At 37.0% G+C, this 18,591-nt stretch carries 22 protein-coding genes and 1 riboswitch; of the genes, 5 read left to right on the forward strand and 17 right to left on the reverse strand.

The genetic code is table 11. The annotated features are described in order from the left end of the window. Positions 1-18 precede the first annotated feature (18 nt). From gcvPB to gcvT, 3 genes are read right to left on the reverse strand one after another with little or no spacing between them, the layout of a single operon-like run. The gene (gene gcvPB, locus NIZ91_17135) at positions 19-1,482 is read right to left on the reverse strand and encodes an aminomethyl-transferring glycine dehydrogenase subunit GcvPB (protein ID USY54450.1); all 1,464 of its coding nucleotides are present in this window, start codon (positions 1,480-1,482) and stop codon (positions 19-21) included. Beyond that, on the reverse strand, positions 1,475-2,821 hold the full coding sequence (gene gcvPA, locus NIZ91_17140; protein USY54451.1) for an aminomethyl-transferring glycine dehydrogenase subunit GcvPA: 1,347 nt from the start codon (positions 2,819-2,821) through the stop codon (positions 1,475-1,477). The genes gcvPB and gcvPA overlap by 8 nt, the downstream gene beginning before the upstream one ends. Positions 2,822-2,852: 31 nt before the next feature. Continuing rightward, positions 2,853-3,941 carry a glycine cleavage system aminomethyltransferase GcvT gene (gene gcvT, locus NIZ91_17145; protein USY54452.1) on the reverse strand — a complete coding sequence of 363 codons (1,089 nt, stop codon included), beginning with the start codon at positions 3,939-3,941 and terminating at the stop codon, positions 2,853-2,855. A gap of 190 nt (positions 3,942-4,131) precedes the next feature. Then, positions 4,132-4,220: riboswitch (glycine riboswitch) on the reverse strand. A gap of 186 nt (positions 4,221-4,406) precedes the next feature. Between gcvT and NIZ91_17150 the strand changes: the two genes are divergently transcribed. Next, positions 4,407-6,083 (forward strand): SNF2-related protein, encoded by a 1,677-nt coding sequence (locus NIZ91_17150; GenBank protein USY54453.1) that lies wholly within the window; start codon positions 4,407-4,409, stop codon positions 6,081-6,083. Continuing rightward, entirely contained in the window at positions 6,070-6,891 is an 822-nt protein-coding gene (locus NIZ91_17155; GenBank protein ID USY54454.1) for a YqhG family protein, read from the forward strand. Before NIZ91_17150 ends, NIZ91_17155 begins: the two co-directional genes overlap by 14 nt. A gap of 37 nt (positions 6,892-6,928) precedes the next feature. Here the strand turns inward: NIZ91_17155 and NIZ91_17160 are convergent, their stop codons facing one another. Then, a complete protein-coding gene (locus tag NIZ91_17160) occupies positions 6,929-7,120 on the reverse strand; it encodes a YqzE family protein (protein USY54455.1) in 192 nt (63 codons plus the stop codon). 144 nt (positions 7,121-7,264) lie between these two features. Between NIZ91_17160 and NIZ91_17165 the strand changes: the two genes are divergently transcribed. Then, positions 7,265-7,891, forward strand: coding sequence for a cupin domain-containing protein (locus tag NIZ91_17165; protein ID USY54456.1), 627 nt, complete (start codon positions 7,265-7,267; stop codon positions 7,889-7,891). Between the two features lie 50 nt (positions 7,892-7,941). On the opposite strand, the gene comGG is transcribed toward NIZ91_17165, so the two are convergent. From comGG to NIZ91_17205, 8 genes are all read right to left on the reverse strand, one after another. Then, positions 7,942-8,361, reverse strand: a complete 420-nt coding sequence (gene comGG, locus NIZ91_17170; protein ID USY54457.1) for a ComGG family competence protein — start codon at positions 8,359-8,361, stop codon at positions 7,942-7,944. After that, complete coding sequence (locus NIZ91_17175) at positions 8,324-8,752, reverse strand: prepilin-type N-terminal cleavage/methylation domain-containing protein (GenBank protein USY54458.1); 429 nt, start codon at positions 8,750-8,752, stop codon at positions 8,324-8,326. Before NIZ91_17175 ends, comGG begins: the two co-directional genes overlap by 38 nt. Continuing rightward, a complete protein-coding gene (locus tag NIZ91_17180) occupies positions 8,749-9,084 on the reverse strand; it encodes a type II secretion system GspH family protein (protein ID USY54459.1) in 336 nt (111 codons plus the stop codon). The genes NIZ91_17175 and NIZ91_17180 overlap by 4 nt, the downstream gene beginning before the upstream one ends. Beyond that, the gene (locus NIZ91_17185) at positions 9,068-9,517 is read right to left on the reverse strand and encodes a competence protein ComG (protein ID USY57209.1); all 450 of its coding nucleotides are present in this window, start codon (positions 9,515-9,517) and stop codon (positions 9,068-9,070) included. Before NIZ91_17185 ends, NIZ91_17180 begins: the two co-directional genes overlap by 17 nt. Continuing rightward, positions 9,504-9,815 (reverse strand): prepilin-type N-terminal cleavage/methylation domain-containing protein, encoded by a 312-nt coding sequence (locus NIZ91_17190; protein USY54460.1) that lies wholly within the window; start codon positions 9,813-9,815, stop codon positions 9,504-9,506. Before NIZ91_17190 ends, NIZ91_17185 begins: the two co-directional genes overlap by 14 nt. Positions 9,816-9,828: 13 nt before the next feature. After that, positions 9,829-10,821: a type II secretion system F family protein gene (locus NIZ91_17195; protein USY54461.1), complete on the reverse strand. Its 993-nt coding sequence runs from the start codon at positions 10,819-10,821 to the stop codon at positions 9,829-9,831. A 46-nt stretch (positions 10,822-10,867) separates the two neighbouring features. Then, positions 10,868-11,926, reverse strand: coding sequence for a GspE/PulE family protein (locus NIZ91_17200; GenBank protein USY54462.1), 1,059 nt, complete (start codon positions 11,924-11,926; stop codon positions 10,868-10,870). 208 nt (positions 11,927-12,134) lie between these two features. Continuing rightward, a complete protein-coding gene (locus NIZ91_17205) occupies positions 12,135-12,518 on the reverse strand; it encodes a Spx/MgsR family RNA polymerase-binding regulatory protein (GenBank protein ID USY54463.1) in 384 nt (127 codons plus the stop codon). A gap of 294 nt (positions 12,519-12,812) precedes the next feature. On the opposite strand from NIZ91_17205, the gene NIZ91_17210 reads away from it, so the two are divergent. Further along, a complete protein-coding gene (locus tag NIZ91_17210; GenBank protein ID USY54464.1) occupies positions 12,813-13,052 on the forward strand; it encodes a DUF2626 domain-containing protein in 240 nt (79 codons plus the stop codon). Positions 13,053-13,095: 43 nt separating this feature from the next. Here the strand turns inward: NIZ91_17210 and NIZ91_17215 are convergent, their stop codons facing one another. After that, positions 13,096-13,728: an MBL fold metallo-hydrolase gene (locus NIZ91_17215; GenBank protein ID USY54465.1), complete on the reverse strand. Its 633-nt coding sequence runs from the start codon at positions 13,726-13,728 to the stop codon at positions 13,096-13,098. 196 nt (positions 13,729-13,924) lie between these two features. Here NIZ91_17215 and NIZ91_17220 point away from each other — a divergent pair, with 196 nt between their 5' ends. Then, on the forward strand, positions 13,925-14,098 hold the full coding sequence (locus NIZ91_17220; protein USY54466.1) for a DUF2759 domain-containing protein: 174 nt from the start codon (positions 13,925-13,927) through the stop codon (positions 14,096-14,098). Between the two features lie 54 nt (positions 14,099-14,152). On the opposite strand, the gene NIZ91_17225 is transcribed toward NIZ91_17220, so the two are convergent. The 4 genes from NIZ91_17225 to NIZ91_17240 all read right to left on the reverse strand — a co-directional run bounded on the left by NIZ91_17225 (position 14,153) and on the right by NIZ91_17240 (position 18,518). Further along, positions 14,153-15,058, reverse strand: coding sequence for a M14 family metallocarboxypeptidase (locus NIZ91_17225; protein USY54467.1), 906 nt, complete (start codon positions 15,056-15,058; stop codon positions 14,153-14,155). A 92-nt stretch (positions 15,059-15,150) separates the two neighbouring features. Then, positions 15,151-17,055 (reverse strand): LTA synthase family protein, encoded by a 1,905-nt coding sequence (locus NIZ91_17230; protein USY54468.1) that lies wholly within the window; start codon positions 17,053-17,055, stop codon positions 15,151-15,153. Positions 17,056-17,344: 289 nt separating this feature from the next. Next, positions 17,345-18,310, reverse strand: a complete 966-nt coding sequence (locus tag NIZ91_17235) for an ROK family glucokinase (GenBank protein USY54469.1) — start codon at positions 18,308-18,310, stop codon at positions 17,345-17,347. Between the two features lie 7 nt (positions 18,311-18,317). Continuing rightward, positions 18,318-18,518 carry a YqgQ family protein gene (locus NIZ91_17240; GenBank protein USY54470.1) on the reverse strand — a complete coding sequence of 67 codons (201 nt, stop codon included), beginning with the start codon at positions 18,516-18,518 and terminating at the stop codon, positions 18,318-18,320. Positions 18,519-18,591 lie beyond the last annotated feature (73 nt).

The following is an 18,591-nucleotide window of genomic DNA, read 5'->3' on the forward strand; positions in this document are numbered from 1 at the left end:
GATGAAGGGGCTGTTTTTTTAATTTTCTTTTTGATAACGAAGTACAGGCTTTCTTGCTGCGAGCGTTTCATCCAATCGCTTAACAACTGTCGTATGAGGTGCTTCTTGAACGATTTCTGGTTTTTCTTCCACTTCTTTTGCAATTTGAATCATTGCATCAATAAACGCATCCAGCGTCTCTTTTGATTCAGTTTCAGTTGGCTCAATCATCATGCACTCTTCCACAATGAGAGGGAAGTAAATTGTCGGCGGATGATACCCAAAATCAAGCAATCTCTTCGCAATATCCAAGGTGCGAACACCGAGCTTTTTCTGGCGTTTTCCTGACAAAACAAATTCATGCTTACAATGACGATCAAATGGTAAATCATAATGTTCTGCTAATCGTCTCATCATGTAGTTTGCATTTAATACCGCATTTTCCGTTACTGCTTTTAAACCGTCTGGTCCCATAGAGCGGATGTACGTATAAGCACGGACGTTAATACCAAAGTTTCCGTAAAACGGCTTAACTCGTCCAATAGACTGTGGACGATTGTAGTCAAAAGCAAAGCCGCTTTCTGTTTTGACTAGTACTGGCTTTGGTAAGAACGGAATCAAATCTGCTTTTACACCAACTGGACCAGAACCTGGACCACCACCACCGTGTGGGCCCGTGAATGTTTTATGCAGGTTTAAATGCACAACGTCAAAGCCCATATCACCTGGTCTTGCTTTACTTAATACAGCGTTCAAATTCGCTCCGTCATAATAAAGCTTCCCACCAGCGGCGTGAACGATTTCTGCCATTTCCAAAATATCTTCTTCAAAAAGACCCAACGTATTTGGATTTGTTAACATAAGAGCAGCTGTTTCTTCGCTTACTACTTTACGAAGATCATCTAAGTCTACCAACCCATGTTCATTAGATTTTACAGTAACTGTTTCGAAACCAGCTACTGTTGCCGAAGCTGGATTTGTACCGTGAGCTGAATCAGGAACAATTACTTTCGTACGCTTCGTATCCCCGTTCGCTTCATGATAAGCACGAATCATCATTAATCCTGTCCACTCACCGTGAGCACCTGCTGCTGGCTGAAGCGTAACTTCATCCATCCCTGTAATTTCTGTTAAGTGTTCCTGTAAATCATACATTAACTCCAGAGCACCTTGAACGGTTTCTTCATCTTGAAGTGGGTGGATATTAGCGAATCCTGGAATACGAGCTGTATATTCATTAATTTTCGGATTATATTTCATCGTACAAGAACCAAGCGGATAAAAACCGGAGTCTACCCCATGATTACGTTTTGAAAGAGCGGTATAGTGACGCATAATGTCTAACTCAGATACTTCTGGAAGTTCCGGCGCTTCGGTACGTACATATTCTGCTGGCAGTATTTCTGTACTGATTACTTCCGGCACGTCTAGTTCTGGTAATGAGTAGCCAACACGTCCTTCTTTACTCATTTCAAAGATAAGCGATTGATGTTGATTATGCATAAAGATCCCCCAATTCCTTCACAAGTTGGTCGATTTCTTCTTTTGTACGGAGTTCAGTAAAAGCAAGTAGCATATGATCCTTAAGCTCATGATAGTCACGACCTAAATCATAGCCGCCAATGATGTGTTTAGCTAGTAACTTTTGATTTACTTCCTTACTAGATTGAGGTAGTTTTACAACCAGCTCATTGAAGAATGGCCCATTAAATACAACGTCTACTCCACTTGCTTTTAATGCATTATATGCATAATGCGTTTTTGATAAGTTTTGGGTAGCCATTTCCTTTACTCCTTGCTTTCCTAAGGCAGTCATTGCTACTGAAGCTGCAAGTGCATTTAGCGCTTGGTTTGAACAAATGTTTGAAGTTGCTTTATCACGGCGAATATGTTGCTCACGTGCTTGAAGTGTTAACACAAAGCCGCGTTTACCATTTTCATCAACCGTTTGACCAACTAAGCGCCCTGGAATTTTACGCATCAGCTTTGTCGTTGTAGCAAAATACCCGCAATGAGGACCGCCGAACTGTGTTGGAATACCAAAAGGTTGTGCATCTCCTACAACAATATCAGCACCAAACTGGCCTGGAGGAGTTAGCAACCCAAGGGATAGTGGGTTACTTGATACAACAAACATTCCTTTGCCTTGATGAGCAATGGCTTCAATTTCTCTTAAAGGTTCTACTTGACCGAAGAAGTTTGGATATTGAACGATGACAGCTGCTACATCATCATCCATGCGCTCCTTGAGCACAGTCAAATCTGTTACGCCATCTTGACTTGGTACTTCTACGACTTCAATGTACTGACCTGCTGCGTACGTTTCTAATACAGCGCGTGATTCCGGATGAACTGTTTCTGAAACTAACACTTTTTTCTTTCTTGTTTGACCTGCACTTAACATTGCTGCCTCAGCAAGTGCTGTACCACCATCGTACATAGATGAATTGGCAACATCCATTCCTGTTAGTTCACAAATCATCGTTTGAAATTCAAAAATAGCCTGCAGTTCTCCTTGTGAAATTTCAGGTTGATATGGTGTATAAGCCGTATAAAACTCTGAACGCGAAATAACGTGATCAACAATAATTGGCATATAGTGATCATAAACACCCGCTCCTAAAAATGAAGCATATTCCTTTACGTTCTTATTTTTAGTAGCCAAGTTTGTTAATTCTTTTATTAATTCAGATTCTGATGCCGCTTTTTTTATATTATATTCCCCTTGGAAACGAACGCTTTCTGGAATATCTGAAAATAGCTCATCCACTGAAGACACGCCAATTGCCTTTAACATTTGCTGCTGATCTTCTGATGTCATTGGTAAATAACGATGTACCATTCTTTTGTCCCCTCTCTTTAATTACCCAACATTATTTTGAACGCTTATAAAAAGGTGTCTTCACGACTTTTGCTTTTAAACGTCTTTTTCGCACTTGCACATATACTTCTGTACCTAGCTCAGCATATTTAGCATCAATAAGTGCAAGACCAATGTTTTTATTTAAAGTTGGCGATTGTGTGCCTGTTGTAACAAAGCCAATCTCTTCTTCCTCACTAAACACTTCATATCCGTGTCGTGGAATTCCTTTATCAATCATTTCAATCCCAACAAGCTTGCGGCTCGGGCCTTCTTCACGCTGACCCTTTAATACTTCTTTGCCGATAAAATCCTCTTTATCCGTTTTCACAGCAAATCCGATACGTGCTTCAATCGGCGTAATATCTTTTGAAAGCTCTTGGCCATATAAAGCTAACGTTGCTTCAAAACGCAGCGTATCTCGCGCTCCCAAACCACATGGAACGACCTCTTTATTTTTTAAAAGTTCATTCCAAAGCGTTACTACATCTGATGCAGAACAATACAGTTCAAAACCATCCTCGCCTGTATAACCTGTACGTGAAACAAGCACTCTCACACCAGCTACTTCTACATTATCTTTAAATGTAAATGGCTTTAGGTCAGATAATGATTCAGCTGTTAATCTCTGCAAAACATCTTGTGCAGCTGGACCTTGCAAAGCTAGTAAAGCAAATTCACTTGAACGATTTACAAGTTCGATATCCTGTGACTTATGTTGTTGTAACCATTCAAAGTCTTTTTCAATATTTGCTGCGTTTACAACCAGCAGGTAGTCACCTTCCCCTTTTTGATAAACAAGGAGATCATCCACTGTGCCTCCATCTTCATAGCACATCGCAGTATATAGTGCTTTACCTGGACGTAATGCTGAAATATCATTCGTCATAACTTTTTGTAAAAATTCCAAGCTATTTGTACCTTTCACATCGAACTCTCCCATGTGAGAAACATCGAACAAGCCAGCTTTTGTACGAACCGCATGATGTTCTTCTTTAATGGATGAGAATTGAACTGGAAGAGCCCAACCTCCAAAATCAATAATCTTTCCACCGTATTGTTGATAGACATCGTAAAGTGGTGTTTTGTTTAGCTCAGTCATTTAACATCCTCCTCATATAAGGCCATTTGCTTTGGTTTTGGGGAATCATTGTATCTTTTTACACATAAAAAAGGACAGAGAACTCCCTGCTATATAGCAGGAAGTCTCTGTCCTTTTCACCTGAAAGTTTACCCGTTAAATAGGTTTGCCTCGTGGGTGGTCTATTCGAAATAGACGCTCTCCAGAGTTGCGTCCAACAAGAGTCTTTTTGCCTGAGAGATTCACATGTTGTTTGCTCCTTCGGCGCTACTTTAAAGCAGTCTCTCCCCTTGTCATCATTCGCCTCTATAAAGTTTGTAATTTTGGGCATACTACTAAGAAACTATTACTTACACATATCAATAACACAATAGTTTTTTTAGTGATAATCTATTTTCTATTTAAAATTTTCTAAAATATATTTTTATCCTACATGATTCTGTTCAGCAGTTCAATAAAAACTTTCAGAAAGGAGCAAAACTAACGATGAACATTAGTATGAAGCAAGATGAAGCATGGGAATCTACTTTTTTAAATAAACTTGAACAAGATGGACCTTGGTCTGATTGGGAAATGTATAAATTAGCATATGAAATTGAGGAGCAAACGTTAATTACTGAATTCGAAGGTCTACAAGCACCTCGTCATTTAACAGATCTAACGCCACATCCACACCAGTTAGAAGTAGCTAAAAAAGTGGTAGAAGAGATGAATGGAAAAGCAATTCTAGCCGATGAAGTGGGGCTTGGAAAGACAATTGAAGCAGGGCTTATCCTAAAAGAATATATGATTCGTGGTCTTGTAAAAAAAGCCCTTATTCTTGTACCGGCATCTCTTGTATCTCAATGGGCAATGGAACTTAATCATAAATTTTTCATCCCTGCTGTCCCCCAAAAGAAGACGTACGTGTGGGAGCAATGCGACGTAGTGGTATCATCCATTGATACAGCCAAACGCTCTCCTCATCGTGAAATTGTGTTAGAACAAGATTATGACCTTATCATCATTGACGAAGCTCATAAACTAAAAAATAACAAAACAAAAAACTATGAGTTTGTTCAAAGCTTAAAGAAAAAGTTTTGCTTATTATTAACAGCAACACCAATTCAAAATCGTGTAGAAGAGATTTTTAATTTAGTTTCGTTATTAAAGCCAGGGCATCTAGGAAACAAAGATTATTTTGCTGATTTATTTTCTGCTAAGAAGCGTTCGGTTCAAAATGATGAGCATTTAAAGGAGCTCGTTAACAAAGTGATGATTCGAAATCGCAGGCAAGACACAGGTATTGAATGGACAAAGCGCATTGTTCAAACTGTTCCTGTTGAGTTTTCATCTGAAGAACGAGAATTATATGATCAAATCACCTCATTTAAGCAGCATGCCCATCTACCCAGCAGTTCCTTTGCCATTTTAACATTGCAACGCGAAGCTTGTAGCAGTCGTGAAGCCGTATTTATGACGTTAAAAAGCATGCTTGAACGCCAAGAGGATGAAAATAGTGAAAAAGCTACTCAGATGCTTAAACCATTACTTGAAAAAGTACAAACAGTTCCTCAAAATGCAAAAGCAGAAAAGGTGATTGAATTAATCCAACAGATTAATGATAAAGTCATTATTTTTACGGAGTATCGTGCAACTCAGCTTTATTTACAGTGGTATTTAAAACAACACGGTATTACATCGGTTCCGTTTAGGGGTGGATTTAAGCGTGGGAAAAAGGACTGGATGAAGCAGCTTTTTGAAAGTCACGCTCAGGTTTTTATCGCAACGGAAGCTGGTGGTGAAGGAATTAACCTTCAATTCTGTCACCATATTATTAACTACGATTTACCTTGGAATCCAATGAGATTAGAGCAGCGGATTGGGCGCGTTCATAGACTAGGCCAGCAGCATGACGTGCACATTTATAATCTAGCAATTGAAAATACAGTCGAAGAACATATTTTGAAGCTGCTTTATGAAAAAATAAATTTATTTGAGCGTGTTGTTGGCGAGCTGGATGAAATTTTAACAAAGCTAGAAATTGACAACATTGAAGATCACATTCAAGATATCCTTCTTCATTCACGAAGTGAAGGAGAAATGAAAATTAAGATGAACAATCTCACATCCATTATTGAATATCACGAAGATGAAGAAGGTGAACAACATGCAGCAAACTGACATTCATCAGTTTCTCAAAACATATTTTACGGCACACGGCTGTAACTTGACAGAAGACCACCCATCTTACTTAAAAGTTCAGCTTACTATTGACATGGATAAAGAGCTTATGAATCGGCCCTTTTATTGGCATTATATTGAAAAAACAGGTGGAGAACCTAATCCGGCTTCACTTACGTTTATAACTGATCCAACTTATGATGATTCATCTGTACAAGGCGAAAAAATTCACTTTGGTTCACCGCGCTTACACCAAATTTTTGGCTCTGCTCAAAAATTTGGTGGATTCGTTCATCTATATGAAAAAATGCATTCTCACTCACAATCGCAGCGTTCGCTTCAGCCTTGGCTTGCTTTAAATATGAAAGTATCGTATAAGTGTGACCGAAAAAAAGATGAATTACTATCGCTTGGGTTAAATTTAATTACAGGAGTAATTCTTGATAACTTTCAGCTGATGATGTCCAAGCAAGACTTTACGTCAAAGATTCCCGACTACTGCTTTACACTCTCACCAATCATTCGCCCAAAAAGTGGAATTTCAAGATTATCAGCTTATGTGGAAGATCACATTTCAAAGCAACCGATGGAATGGGCTAAAAAAGCGCAAGAAAGATGGTATGAAGACCTAGGACTTTTAGATCATTTCTATGAGAATATGGAAGAAGTACCGGAAAGCTATACAACAGAAAAACAAGCCTTACAAGATTTATATGAGCCTGTTATTTTAACAAAAATAACAAATGGAGGGTTGTTCTACCTGTCTGAACAAACTGTAAATCATCACCTTTCACGTCACTTCGCATAAGACATTTCATAAATAAAAAAGGTAAAAAGAGCGCTAGCTACTTTTTACCTTTTTTCGTATTTCGATACCAAATTTGAAATGACAGAGGAATCATTCCAAACCACCTATTAAAAAATGGATCTCGTGCTTCTTTCTTTTCAATTCGTTTGGTTTTACGAATCTCTTTCGGTTGATCCATATATTGAACAAGCTGCTGCGTTACGTACTTCACATAGTCGTTTGTTTTCAAATAATCATCTCCTCACGAACTAGTATATCCTCGCTGAAAAGCTATTAATCAAAACAAGAAGACTTTATGGTGATGTAACACACTCTTTCCTAACTAATAATATGATACGTTATATTCCATTGTAAGAAAGAGGTTGAAACAACTATGAGTCACTCTGGATTCGTTCCTGATAATTCGAATATTAAGAAGACGTCTGGTACACCAAACTTATCGTTTAACTACCAAAACAGCATATTATTTAAAAGAGACGCCAACAACATTGCGTATCGAGTAACATCTACTCAGCTTCCCGCCATGATTGGTGGAGCTTTTGTAGACTTATATTTAACAAAAGGTCATATGAGAGAACCTCATTGGCATCCTAACGCTTGGGAATTAGATGTTGTTGTATCTGGAGAAGTTCAAGTATCTATTGTAGATCCAGATACAAGCAGTCTACACACATTTCAAATTAAAGAAGGAAATGTAGCTTTTATCCCAATGGGTTGGTGGCATTGGATCGAACCACTAACAGAAGAAGCCCATTTACACCTTTTCTTTAATAACGACCAGTTCGAATCATCGGAAGGATCGGATATCCTCCGCTTAACACCTCCCGAAGTATTTCAAAAAGCTTATAATGTCAATGAAAAGACAATTAAACAAGCGTTGGAGCCCATCGATGAAACCGTAGTTATTGGTCCACCTTCCAATAATTACTCAGACCGCGATGTTGAAAAGCATCATGTAAAAATCAAAATCAACGATAAAGATGTTGAAATCGATGATTAATGACAAAAGACCTTGAATTTTTGATAAATTCAAGGTCTTTTGCTTTGTGCCTAAACCCAAGCAATCACCTTACCGCTTTCTCGCTGAAAAGTAATTGTATGAATAAGTTGTCTCCCTTCATTTGTAGCGCAGCGAACCTGAATAGTCACACTATCCTCCGCTTGCCTTAGCACTTGATACTTAACCGTTCCTGAATCATAAGTCATGGATCCATCGCTTTCTTGTGAAAAATGATGTCTGCGAACATCAACTTGTAAATCTCGAATTCCTTTTTGAAGTAAATAATCTAATTCATGACGCTGATTTACTTCTGCATAAAATGTACTTTTCGTTACAAAATACACTAACTGATGGGACAGTAAAAACAAAAATAATGCACTAAAAGCTAGTACAAAAGGGAGAACAAATCCCGCTTGGCACGCTTTTGTAGCCTTATTCAACGTGCATAAATGTTTTAATCGCTGTTTCATGAATTTCACCGTGTTTATATACCACCTTAATACGAAGTAAATTGTTTTGGTGCTTGTACTCAATTGATTTCACAAACTGCAAGACAACTTCATGACCACTCTGATCGACTCTTCGACGGACTTTATCACTAAAAGGTTCATACGTAATTAAGGGCTCTCCATTTAGTTGTAAGGATAAAATTTTTTCATTAATACTAACATGCTGCGCTCTTCGATATTCCTTTGTTAGCTGCTGAATAAAGATTTCCCATTCCATTTCCGTCGCTAAATTATCCTTATCATGGTTTGGGTTAGCTAATGACAGAATAGGTGGAATGAAGGACACTATGACAAAGAAAATCGTTAAACTAAGTAACATCTCTACTAATGTAAAACCTTTTTGGTTCTTCATTGTAACGTAGATTCACATCTTTCTATTGTTTTCTGATTAACTCTTTTCCAAGAAACACACCACTCTGAAACCGGTTCTTCTTTGAATACAATGACATAGTCAATGCCGTTATACGTCCTCTTTTCAGACAGTAAATGTTTTTGATTAGCCTCAGTCATGACTTTTTCATACAAAAGTGCATTTCCCACATACATTCGCTTCTTATCTTTTTCAGCTTGTATTGCTTGAATATATAAAGGAACAATGACGGTAGTGAGCATAATAAGCGCACTGAATGCTACTAGCATTTCCAGTAGTGTGAAGCCTGTTTGATTATCATATTTTCGTAACATAAAAGCGCCCTCTTCCAATTTGGAACGTGACCTTATATGTTTCTTTGTTGTTCGAAATGAACAAACTTTTCGCTTGAGAAATATTTCCTTGCTCATTGTATTGAATTGAATTTGTGCCGCTGCTAAACACAATACGAATGTTGGAATGATAACCTCTTTGCATAATGGGCTTTTCAGCTCCAACTCTAAGCAACACGTATCGGGAATTCACTGGCTCAAATGTAAGCCTTGCCGGACGTTGCGTAGTCATAGCTAGCTGCTGCGTATAAAAGGTATCTGCTTGAAGTTGACGTAAAAAAGAGGTTAACTGATAGTGGTCCATAAGAGGTTTTAAATTGATGACAATAATTAACACCATAACTTGCACAACGGCTAATATGATTAAGGACTCAATTAGCGTAAAGCCTTTTTGATTCATTTTACGAGTTTCCATCACTCGCTGATACCCGCCCATCCGTGCCTATTGTAATTTTGGAACCATTTGGACACACCGTTCCTTCTTTTAAGTACCCTCCGCTTTCAAGATCGTTTAAAGTAGGTTTTTTTCCGTTTTCAAGCTCATACACCTGTACTTGTGCTTCGACTGTCTTCACTAAAGCAGAACACCCTTTATTGTTAATAACAGCATTGTGCTTTAATACGTTTGGCACCATAATAAGCAATAGCACTGTAATAACTAACATAACAATGAGCATCTCAATTAAAGTAAAACCTTTCTCATTTTTTAACATATTTGAATCTCCTTTATAAACTCGACATGATTTCTAGCATTGGCATCATGACTGACATATACATAAGTAGAATAACGATACCGATAAAAGCGAACGTAATTGGCTGAATATACTTTAGAATATGAAAAATCCACTCTTCCATTCTCTCGACCATATATAGACTGTAGTCGTACAATTCTTCTGCTAAATCACCATTTTTTTGTCCATGAATAACCACCTCTGCTAAATCTTTTTGATAATAAGGGCGGGATTGTAGAATTTGATTAAGAGCTTTTCCCGCGGCAAGTTCTGTTGTGAAAAGCTTGGCCTCTTCTCTAAAGAACGGATAATGTTGCTGCAATTGAAAGAGTGAAAGACACTCGTAAATTGACAGCCCCCCTTTTAATAAATTACTTGTATGGACAGCAAAAAAATATGAATTGAACAGCCTAGTAAATTGCTTCATAAAAGGAACCTTCATTAAGATATTCATCTTTTCTACAGGAGCTAGTTTTTTTGTACTAATAAGATACAAACCTCCGATTAGCAATAAGGTTCCTGTAATCCCAACAAGTGCATGTGGAAAGTAAGACATAGTCGACATGAAGATAAGAAGAAACGGTGATTGTTCGTGTCCCATTGTTTTATACAGAGACTGAAAATGTGGTAATAAAACGGTGCTTAATATGAATAAAATTCCCAGTATAAACCCTAAAAGTAAAAGTGGATATTGTACTAGCTTTTGAAATCGTTTTTTGTTCTTTATTTTCTCACTTAGCATATAACTACTTTCTTTTAAAGCAAAATGAAGGTCTCCATGCTGTTCAGCAAAATAAAGGTAGCTTAGCACATCTCGGTGAAAATTCAGTTTTAAAAGACAGCTGTGCAAAGAATTCCCTTGACGCATTTCTGTTAAACAAGCTTTTATATCGCTGCGCTGCTTCGCTGATAGCTGAAATGCTATAAAAGATAAGGCTTGAGATAACGTATAGCCTTTTTCAACAAGCTTTGATAGCTGACTTAACATTTTAGCTTGTTTAGAAAGCCCCCAATGTTTGTTAGATCTTTTTCGTTTAATAGGACCCCCACCCATCTAGCGCATGTGAATATAAATAGCCAAGCGCAATACCTTTTCGAATTGCATCTCTTAGTCGTGCATATTCATATTGAAATTCCTTTCCTTTCACTTCATTGAGTACTTGATTTACTTCTCTCCCATATAGAAGCTCATACACGCTTGCCTGTCTATTTAAACGCTCTCTCTTACATAGTGGATGACATTTCCCTTCACAGAAATTACATTTTATTTCGACCAATCGCTGCGCAGCTACAGCTACCAACGTTTGTTCAATTTCTTGAATACTAACACCAAACTCAAGCAACCGATAAATAGAGCCTTTTGTATCTTTTGTATGCATAGTTGTCAACACTAGATGACCGGTTAAGGCTGCACGAACCGCGATTTGAGCTGTTTCAGCGTCACGAATTTCACCGACCATAATAATATCAGGATCATGACGTAAAATTGCTTTTAATCCCGTTGCATACGTAATACCAGCTCGTTCGTTGACCTGTACCTGCAGGACTTTTTCGCTCTGCTGTTCAATCGGATCTTCAAGCGTAATGACATTGCGATTTAACAAATGTTTAACCTCATGAAGTAGCGTATATAAAGTCGTTGTTTTACCAGATCCCGTCGGCCCAGTAAACACAATTAAACCATGTGAATGCTTAAGCAGCGAAATAAGTTTTTTTGTATGATTTTGAAAAAGTGATAAGTGTTTAAGAGAAGTTGTTTGTGTTTGGGGTAATACACGAATAACGAGACTTTCATCCTGCGATGTAGGTAAAGTGGATAAACGTAGATTAACTTTGATGTGATTAATTGTTGTAGACAGTGCACCATTTTGAGGCTTGCGTCTTTCACCAATATCCATGCTTCCTAGAAATTTAAAATGGGAGATAAGTCGTTCAGATACATCTTTTGGGAGCGTTTGATGAGCCACTAAATCTTGATCAACCCTTAGCTGAACTATGGCATCTCTAGCTCGAGGAATAATGTGAATGTCTGAGCTCTTCATCTCACATGCTTCACCAATCATGCGGGTGGCTAATTGTTCAATTTCGTTCAAAGAACATCTCTCCTTTTCCTGTCATATTTAAGCATGTTTCTCGGTAGTGTTAGTTAAAATTCGACTTATTTAGATAAATTCCTTCTTTTTTTATTTTTTTTTCAAAAAACCGACTCAGAACTACTTTTTCCACGAAAACATAAAAAAACGGTAACGATTTATTTAACTTTAATCGTTACCGTTCATTCATCTATTATAACTACTGACATTACCCCACCATGGATGAAACTTTTTTCTGCTTTTTTACTAAGTTTTTTAAAGCTGATTCATTGTATCCTACTACAAGCTTTTTACCATCTGTTAAGATGGGCCGTCTCAGAAGTCTTGGTTGCTCTATCAACAAATGAACGACTTCCGATAGCGTCATGCTTTCTACATCGACATCTAAATTTTTATATTCTTGACTCCGCTTCGCTAAAATTTCGTCAATACCTTCAGTTGTCATTGATAATAGTTCAAGCATCTCTTCATAAGTAGGGGTTTCGCGGAAAAGGTGGCGCTCATTGAAATTAACTTCTTGCTTTACAAGCCATTTTTTCGTCTTACGACAAGATGTACAACTTGGATACGTATAAAACATCACTGATTCCATTTTATAGCCTCCTGTAAGATCGTTTAATTAATTTATATACATTGTACATGTTTTGTATAACTTTTGTACACTATTTTATATTATTTTTGTTGTTTTTCATAAAAATATTAACAAAACCCAAAAGATAACGTTTTCATCAAACTATAAATGTACTATAATGGAAAAGAATTACTTATCTTTTTATATACACGTGTTTAATACTCGTTAAACACGCTCGCTTAGATTATATTTACAATTGGATAAATTGTACTTTATAATTAATAATTGACAAGTGGGATAAAGGAGGCAACAAACATGGAACGTATGTACCGTGTAATGGGGTTTTGGACAGGGATTTTTGCAGTCATGTTTTACCTTGGACATATGCCACAAACATCCTTGCTCTTTTTAGCTCAAACAGGTTTTTTTGTCTTACTAAGCTATTTAAAACTGTCAGAACGTATGTACATCTATGTGTTTGGTGCTTATTTAACAGTATTCTTTGTAGGATTTACTTACTGGAGTACATTTATGATGGCGCCAGGCGGACAATAATGATAAAAAAAGAAGCAGCGATGAATTTATCGCTGCTTCTTTTTTAAAATCCATTTAAGAACGGATTGTGATCCATTTCCTGACCGATTGTTGTTTCTGCACCGTGTCCAGATAAAACTAACGTTTCTTCAGGCAGTACTAAAAGCTTTGTATGAATGCTTTTCAACAACTGTTCGTGATTCCCATCATGTAAATCGGTACGTCCAACACTTCCTTCAAACAATGCATCTCCTGAAATAACTAACTCTGCTTCTTTAAAGTAAAGGGATACACTGCCTGGTGAGTGACCTGGCGTTTCATATAATTCAAACGAAAATGATCCAATCGTTGTACTACCCTCTCCGGCAAAAAGCGTCACATCAGATTGAACCGTTACTTCTCCTAAGCCAAAGAATGTGGAACCATTTACTTCTGGATCTTTTAACCAAGATTTTTCTTTTTTATGAACATATATAGGGATAGAGAAATGTGATGCTACATCATCCACTCCACCAATATGATCAAAGTGCGCATGAGTTAACACCACTGCTTGTGGTTTATATTGTTGCTTATGTATGAGTTGATTAAGCTTTTTTCCCTCGCCGCCTGGGTCAACAATTAAGCATTCTTTATCATTATTTACGAGTAAATAGCAGTTTGTTTGTATAGGTCCTAGCGGTACGCGATGATATTTCATCAGCAGCGCCTCCTTATCTTTCTAAGTTCATTGTCTCTATGTTTTATCATACACATAAATATAGATAAATGAAAACCCTTGAACATTGTTTTGCGAATTTTTCACCTCGACAAATGTTTAGAAAAGTTTTACAATAAAGAAGTTAGAAGTATGTTAGCGCTTTACTTTCAATCCTTACAAATAAGGAGGTTGTTTCATGGGACTAATGATTATATTAGGCTTAACAACACTATTAGGTATTTTTGCCGCTATTTCATCTTTGCGCAATAAAAACTTCCTTGGAGTAGGCTTTGCTGTGGCAACGTTTGCTGTGTTTGGTTGGTTTACGGTTATGACTATTTTACATCACGGATATCCAGCAGCTCATTAACGAATGAGTATAAGAAAGCGCCTCTTTTAGAGGCGCTTTTATTAATATTATACTTTATTTACATGCAAGCATATTCATTGCATTAGCCAAAATGGCTTCTGTTTTTGGATATAAAATATGAAATTGTGATAAAGGAATTGGGTTAATTCCTTTACCAAGTTCAAGCGTAAAGCCCAACTTTCCAGTTTCAAGAATGAACCAATCCTTATATCCAGCATGACTGTCAATTGTTCTTACCGCTCGGTATCCGCTCACTTTCTCAAAATAATCAGCCATTTCTTTCGCTTCCTTCGGTTCTTTATTCATATATCCCCAGTAAAACTCTTCCCCTTGTGTATGCAGCGCAATTACACAGTCAAATTGATAACGTTTTGCAACTTTTACCATGGCTTTAGCCTCAGGTTCAGATAAAGGAGCATAGCCAGGGAAGTCTCGAAAATGAGGTGACTTTGGAATTTTTCGATCCCTTTCAATTTCCCAATATGCTGGAAATTGATTATTTAAATCCACTCCTCTAATATTTGCTTTCCACCCTTGAAAATCATCAACCTCCCTTCCTATATAAGGAATGAAAGCTGCATACGCTTCTTGCATGTTTATTCCATCTATAACTAAGTTCACACCATCTGGATTTACCATTGGTACAATTGATAAAGTAATATTTTCGTATAAAAGCTGAGCGTCAATTCCAGCAACGCGTTCTCCTCGATAAATGGCTCGTAAATATGTTTCTAGAAATTTCATTAGCGCGTTTGTTGTAATCCACTCGTTTGCATGGAATGAAGCATTTATATGTACAACATGGGTTCCATGGCCAATGAGTAGATGTGGAATTTGTTTTCCAAGTACACTCCTTCCAATGCTTTCAACCTTTCCATAAGGATACTTAGAAAGTAGTCGATAGAGGTCAGTTACTGTTCGCTCATAGTTATATGGAACAAATTCATTTACAATGGTCATCACATCACGCTCCTCTTTATTATCTATATGTTAAAACTATGACGAAGCATGAACAAAAAAAGACTTTAACACGAATGTTAAAGTCTTTTTTCTTATTCTTTATCAGCTTCTTTTTGCTTTTTATCTGGACGATAATTTGTTCCGTCATAGAAACGTAGAAGATCTCCATATACAATTTGGTCAGAGTAACTTAATTCCTGCTTTGCTTTCTCCATATAAGGTTCACAATTACTTATATCTGTTTCTTGCTCAGTAGATTTATCATAGCATTTATCACTAGCATACACATATTTATCGGTGATAAAGCTTCCGTCACGAAGTACAGTGAAATCTAACTTATCTTCCGAAAACATATCTGTTCCAAACTGCACGTGATTATCTGTAGCTATACCTAATAAGTGTAAAATAGTAGGTTTTAAATCAACTTGACCTGAAACTTTTGAAATTGTTTTATTATCGGTTTCTCCAGGAATGTGAATCGCCATAGGCACTCGCTGTAGCTGTGTCCATACATAAGGCGTTACTTCTTTTCCTAGATATTTTTCCATTGCTGCGTTATGGTTTTGTGAAATACCATAGTGATCACCATATACAACAATAATGGAATCCTCATACAATCCTTCGTCTTTTAGCTTTTGAATGAATTGTTTAAACGCTTCATCTTGATAACGTAATGTTGGGAAGTAACGATTTAACGTGCGACTGTTTGAATCGTACTCATCAACCATTCGATCTTCTTCATCTAGCTCAAACGGGAAGTGGTTTGTTAAGGTAATGAACTTTGAATAAAAAGGCTGTGGTAATGTTTTCATATGTTCCACAGATTGTTCAAAGAATTCTTTATCTTTCAATCCCCATCCTACAGAATTTTCATCTGTTACGTTGTAATCATTAATATTGAAGAATCGATCGTAACCAAAGTTAGGGTATACAATATCTCGGTTCCAGAAACTACTGTTATTTGCGTGGAAAACAGCAGAGTAGTAACCTTCTTCTTTCAATATTTCAGGCGTTGCATTAAATTCATTGGTTCCATGCGTAAAGAATACCGATCCACGCCCTAGTGGGTACAGTGAATTGTCTAATAAGAACTCACTATCAGCAGTCTTTCCTTGTCCTGTTTGGTGATAAAAATTATCAAAGTAATAGCTCTCTTCAATAAAGTCATTTAAAAATGGCGTAACTTCTTCACCGTTTATCGTATTATTCACAACAAAACTTTGGGTAGACTCTAGTGAAACAACAATTACGTTTTTCCCTTTTGCTTTTCCAAACATATCAGGATTTGGGTCTTTTTGATTTGCTTTTAAGTAGTTTTCTGTTTCGACAAATTCGCTACTATCAGCAAATGCTCGCTGGGCTTTTGTTTTTGACTGCAGTACAATATCGTAAATATGATAGTTGTACGTACCGATATTTTTCACCAGCATTTCACGATCAAATGCACGAGTTAATAGTTCTGGACGTTCTGTTTCAGCGAGAGCCAAGTTTGAAATAAACACGGCCACCACTGCGATATAAAAAGCAAACCTTGTCTTACGAGTAGTCGGCTCGTCTACTTTATTGTTTGCTTTAAATAAGAAAGCGAGAATTGCTAGAAAAATCACGTCTACAAACATTAAAACGTCCGTCAATTTAAACAGCTCAAACGCACTGTTTCCTAAGTCTCCCATATTACTTGTTTGAAAAAGAACGGGTAACGTTAGGAAATCATTAAAGAAACGATAGAACATGACGTTTGCAAATAAAATAAAGGAAACTATGAAGCTAGTAGTTAAAACGTAAGCTTTAGCTCCTTTACGTGTTTTAAAGAATAAACCTACCCCTAGAATAAGCAATAAAAAGCTCAGTGGGTTTATAAACAATAGAAACTCTTGTGTCGAATTCTCAATTGTAATATCAAACTGTGTTTTATAAACAATATATGTTTTTATCCAAAGTAAAACGACAGCAGTAAGAATAAACGACAACTTTGACAATGAAATTTTGTCTTTCATCAAGGACCTCCTTATCCACTGTTTTCAGACATAGTAAATGTCATATAACGACCCTAATCTTAATGTTTTTTTTACAAAAAAGCAAATGATTTATAACATATTACCTGTACAATTGAAATGTTATGATAAGATTGGATATCTCTCTTTTTCTACGTTTTTTCTTCTAAAAAGTTTCAAAAAAACATAATTAAGATAATTTACCAAAGAGTTCAGATAATCCTTCTTTTATTTTACATAAAAAAGAGAATGGTAGAATCATCTACCATTCTCTTTTTTGTTTTACATCTATTTATACATATGTTTTAACTAACCATGCACCGCCAATAATTCCAGCATCATTACCGAGTGTAGCAATTGCTAACTCTGCCCCTTCAGCTACTCGTGGGAACGCAAACTTTTTAAAGTAAGACTTCACTGGATTGAGCAACACATCTCCGGCACGTGATACACCACCCCCAAGAACAATCTTCTCAGGATTCAATGCGTTAGCCGAATTTGCAAGCGCTAGTCCTAAATGAAATGCTACTTTGTCAACAACTTCAACTGCTAATTCATCGTCTGCACGCGCAGCATCAAACACGTCTTTAGCAGTAATTTGATCATGCTCATCTAGAAGTGTACGAAGAGTGCTTGGCTTATCCGTGTTCACAACTGCTTCCATTGCTAATCGCACAACACCTGTTGCAGAAGCAATAGTTTCTAAGCAGCCTGTCTTCCCACAGTTACATGGTGCTCCGCCCTCAGGAACTGATGTAATATGTCCAATTTCACCAGCAGCACCGTTTACCCCTTGAACGATTTCACCGTTTGCGATAACGCCGCCTCCTACACCTGTTCCAAGCGTTACGCATAATAAATCTTTCGCTCCGTCTCCTGCACCTTTCCACATCTCACCAATTGCTGCAATGTTTGCATCATTATCCACTACCACAGGCAAAGAAGTTTCTACTTCTAGAATATCTTTGATAGGGAATTTTTCCCAACCTAAGTTAACTGCTACTTCAATTGAACCGTTTGCAAAATTCACAGGGCCTGGAGCACCGATACCAATCCCCATAAGCTTTGACTTACTTTCTCCTAGGTTCACTACTTCTTTGTCAATTGCTTTCGCAATATCTGTTGGAATTTTGCGACCCTGTTCACTAATGTCTGTGGGGATTTCCCATTTATGAATTACTTCTCCATATTGATTAACAAAAGCCATCTTAATTGTTGTACCACCTAAGTCAACACCAACTAACCATTTATCATCCATTGTGTACTCATCCTTTTTCCTTTTGTTTTTGTAATTCTTGCCTAAGTAATAAAATTGCCATTTGATAATCTTGTGTTTCAATCAGTTTTGATTGATATAGCTCTCGTATCTCTGTTTCCATTAACTCTATATCAGCTTGACGATTACCAATATATATGATGATTCCAAACGATTTTAAAAGTTGTTGCACATCGTATAATGTGTTCATCTCTTCACCTGCATATAGTCATAAAATAATGAGTCCATTTAATCCTATCTAGTTTATTTTAGTAAACGTTCTC

The sequence above is a fragment of the Bacillus sp. 1780r2a1 genome (genome assembly GCA_024134725.1).
Classification (GTDB): domain Bacteria; phylum Bacillota; class Bacilli; order Bacillales; family Bacillaceae_H; genus Priestia; species Priestia aryabhattai_A.

What these genes read in the sequence shown, in the direction of transcription:
- gcvPB (USY54450.1), bottom strand. Translation starts at nt 1,482, where the DNA reads ATGCATAATCAACATCAATCGCTTATCTTTGAAATGAGTAAAGAAGGA.
- gcvPA (USY54451.1), bottom strand. Translation starts at nt 2,821, where the DNA reads ATGGTACATCGTTATTTACCAATGACATCAGAAGATCAGCAGCAAATG.
- gcvT (USY54452.1), bottom strand. Translation starts at nt 3,941, where the DNA reads ATGACTGAGCTAAACAAAACACCACTTTACGATGTCTATCAACAATAC.
- NIZ91_17150 (USY54453.1), top strand. Translation starts at nt 4,407, where the DNA reads ATGAACATTAGTATGAAGCAAGATGAAGCATGGGAATCTACTTTTTTA.
- NIZ91_17155 (USY54454.1), top strand. Translation starts at nt 6,070, where the DNA reads ATGCAGCAAACTGACATTCATCAGTTTCTCAAAACATATTTTACGGCA.
- NIZ91_17165 (USY54456.1), top strand. Translation starts at nt 7,265, where the DNA reads ATGAGTCACTCTGGATTCGTTCCTGATAATTCGAATATTAAGAAGACG.
- comGG (USY54457.1), bottom strand. Translation starts at nt 8,361, where the DNA reads ATGAAACAGCGATTAAAACATTTATGCACGTTGAATAAGGCTACAAAA.
- NIZ91_17175 (USY54458.1), bottom strand. Translation starts at nt 8,752, where the DNA reads ATGAAGAACCAAAAAGGTTTTACATTAGTAGAGATGTTACTTAGTTTA.
- NIZ91_17180 (USY54459.1), bottom strand. Translation starts at nt 9,084, where the DNA reads ATGTTACGAAAATATGATAATCAAACAGGCTTCACACTACTGGAAATG.
- NIZ91_17185 (USY57209.1), bottom strand. Translation starts at nt 9,517, where the DNA reads ATGGAAACTCGTAAAATGAATCAAAAAGGCTTTACGCTAATTGAGTCC.
- NIZ91_17190 (USY54460.1), bottom strand. Translation starts at nt 9,815, where the DNA reads ATGTTAAAAAATGAGAAAGGTTTTACTTTAATTGAGATGCTCATTGTT.
- NIZ91_17195 (USY54461.1), bottom strand. Translation starts at nt 10,821, where the DNA reads ATGTTAAGTCAGCTATCAAAGCTTGTTGAAAAAGGCTATACGTTATCT.
- NIZ91_17205 (USY54463.1), bottom strand. Translation starts at nt 12,518, where the DNA reads ATGGAATCAGTGATGTTTTATACGTATCCAAGTTGTACATCTTGTCGT.
- NIZ91_17210 (USY54464.1), top strand. Translation starts at nt 12,813, where the DNA reads ATGGAACGTATGTACCGTGTAATGGGGTTTTGGACAGGGATTTTTGCA.
- NIZ91_17215 (USY54465.1), bottom strand. Translation starts at nt 13,728, where the DNA reads ATGAAATATCATCGCGTACCGCTAGGACCTATACAAACAAACTGCTAT.
- NIZ91_17220 (USY54466.1), top strand. Translation starts at nt 13,925, where the DNA reads ATGGGACTAATGATTATATTAGGCTTAACAACACTATTAGGTATTTTT.
- NIZ91_17225 (USY54467.1), bottom strand. Translation starts at nt 15,058, where the DNA reads ATGACCATTGTAAATGAATTTGTTCCATATAACTATGAGCGAACAGTA.
- NIZ91_17230 (USY54468.1), bottom strand. Translation starts at nt 17,055, where the DNA reads ATGAAAGACAAAATTTCATTGTCAAAGTTGTCGTTTATTCTTACTGCT.
- NIZ91_17235 (USY54469.1), bottom strand. Translation starts at nt 18,310, where the DNA reads ATGGATGATAAATGGTTAGTTGGTGTTGACTTAGGTGGTACAACAATT.
- NIZ91_17240 (USY54470.1), bottom strand. Translation starts at nt 18,518, where the DNA reads ATGAACACATTATACGATGTGCAACAACTTTTAAAATCGTTTGGAATC.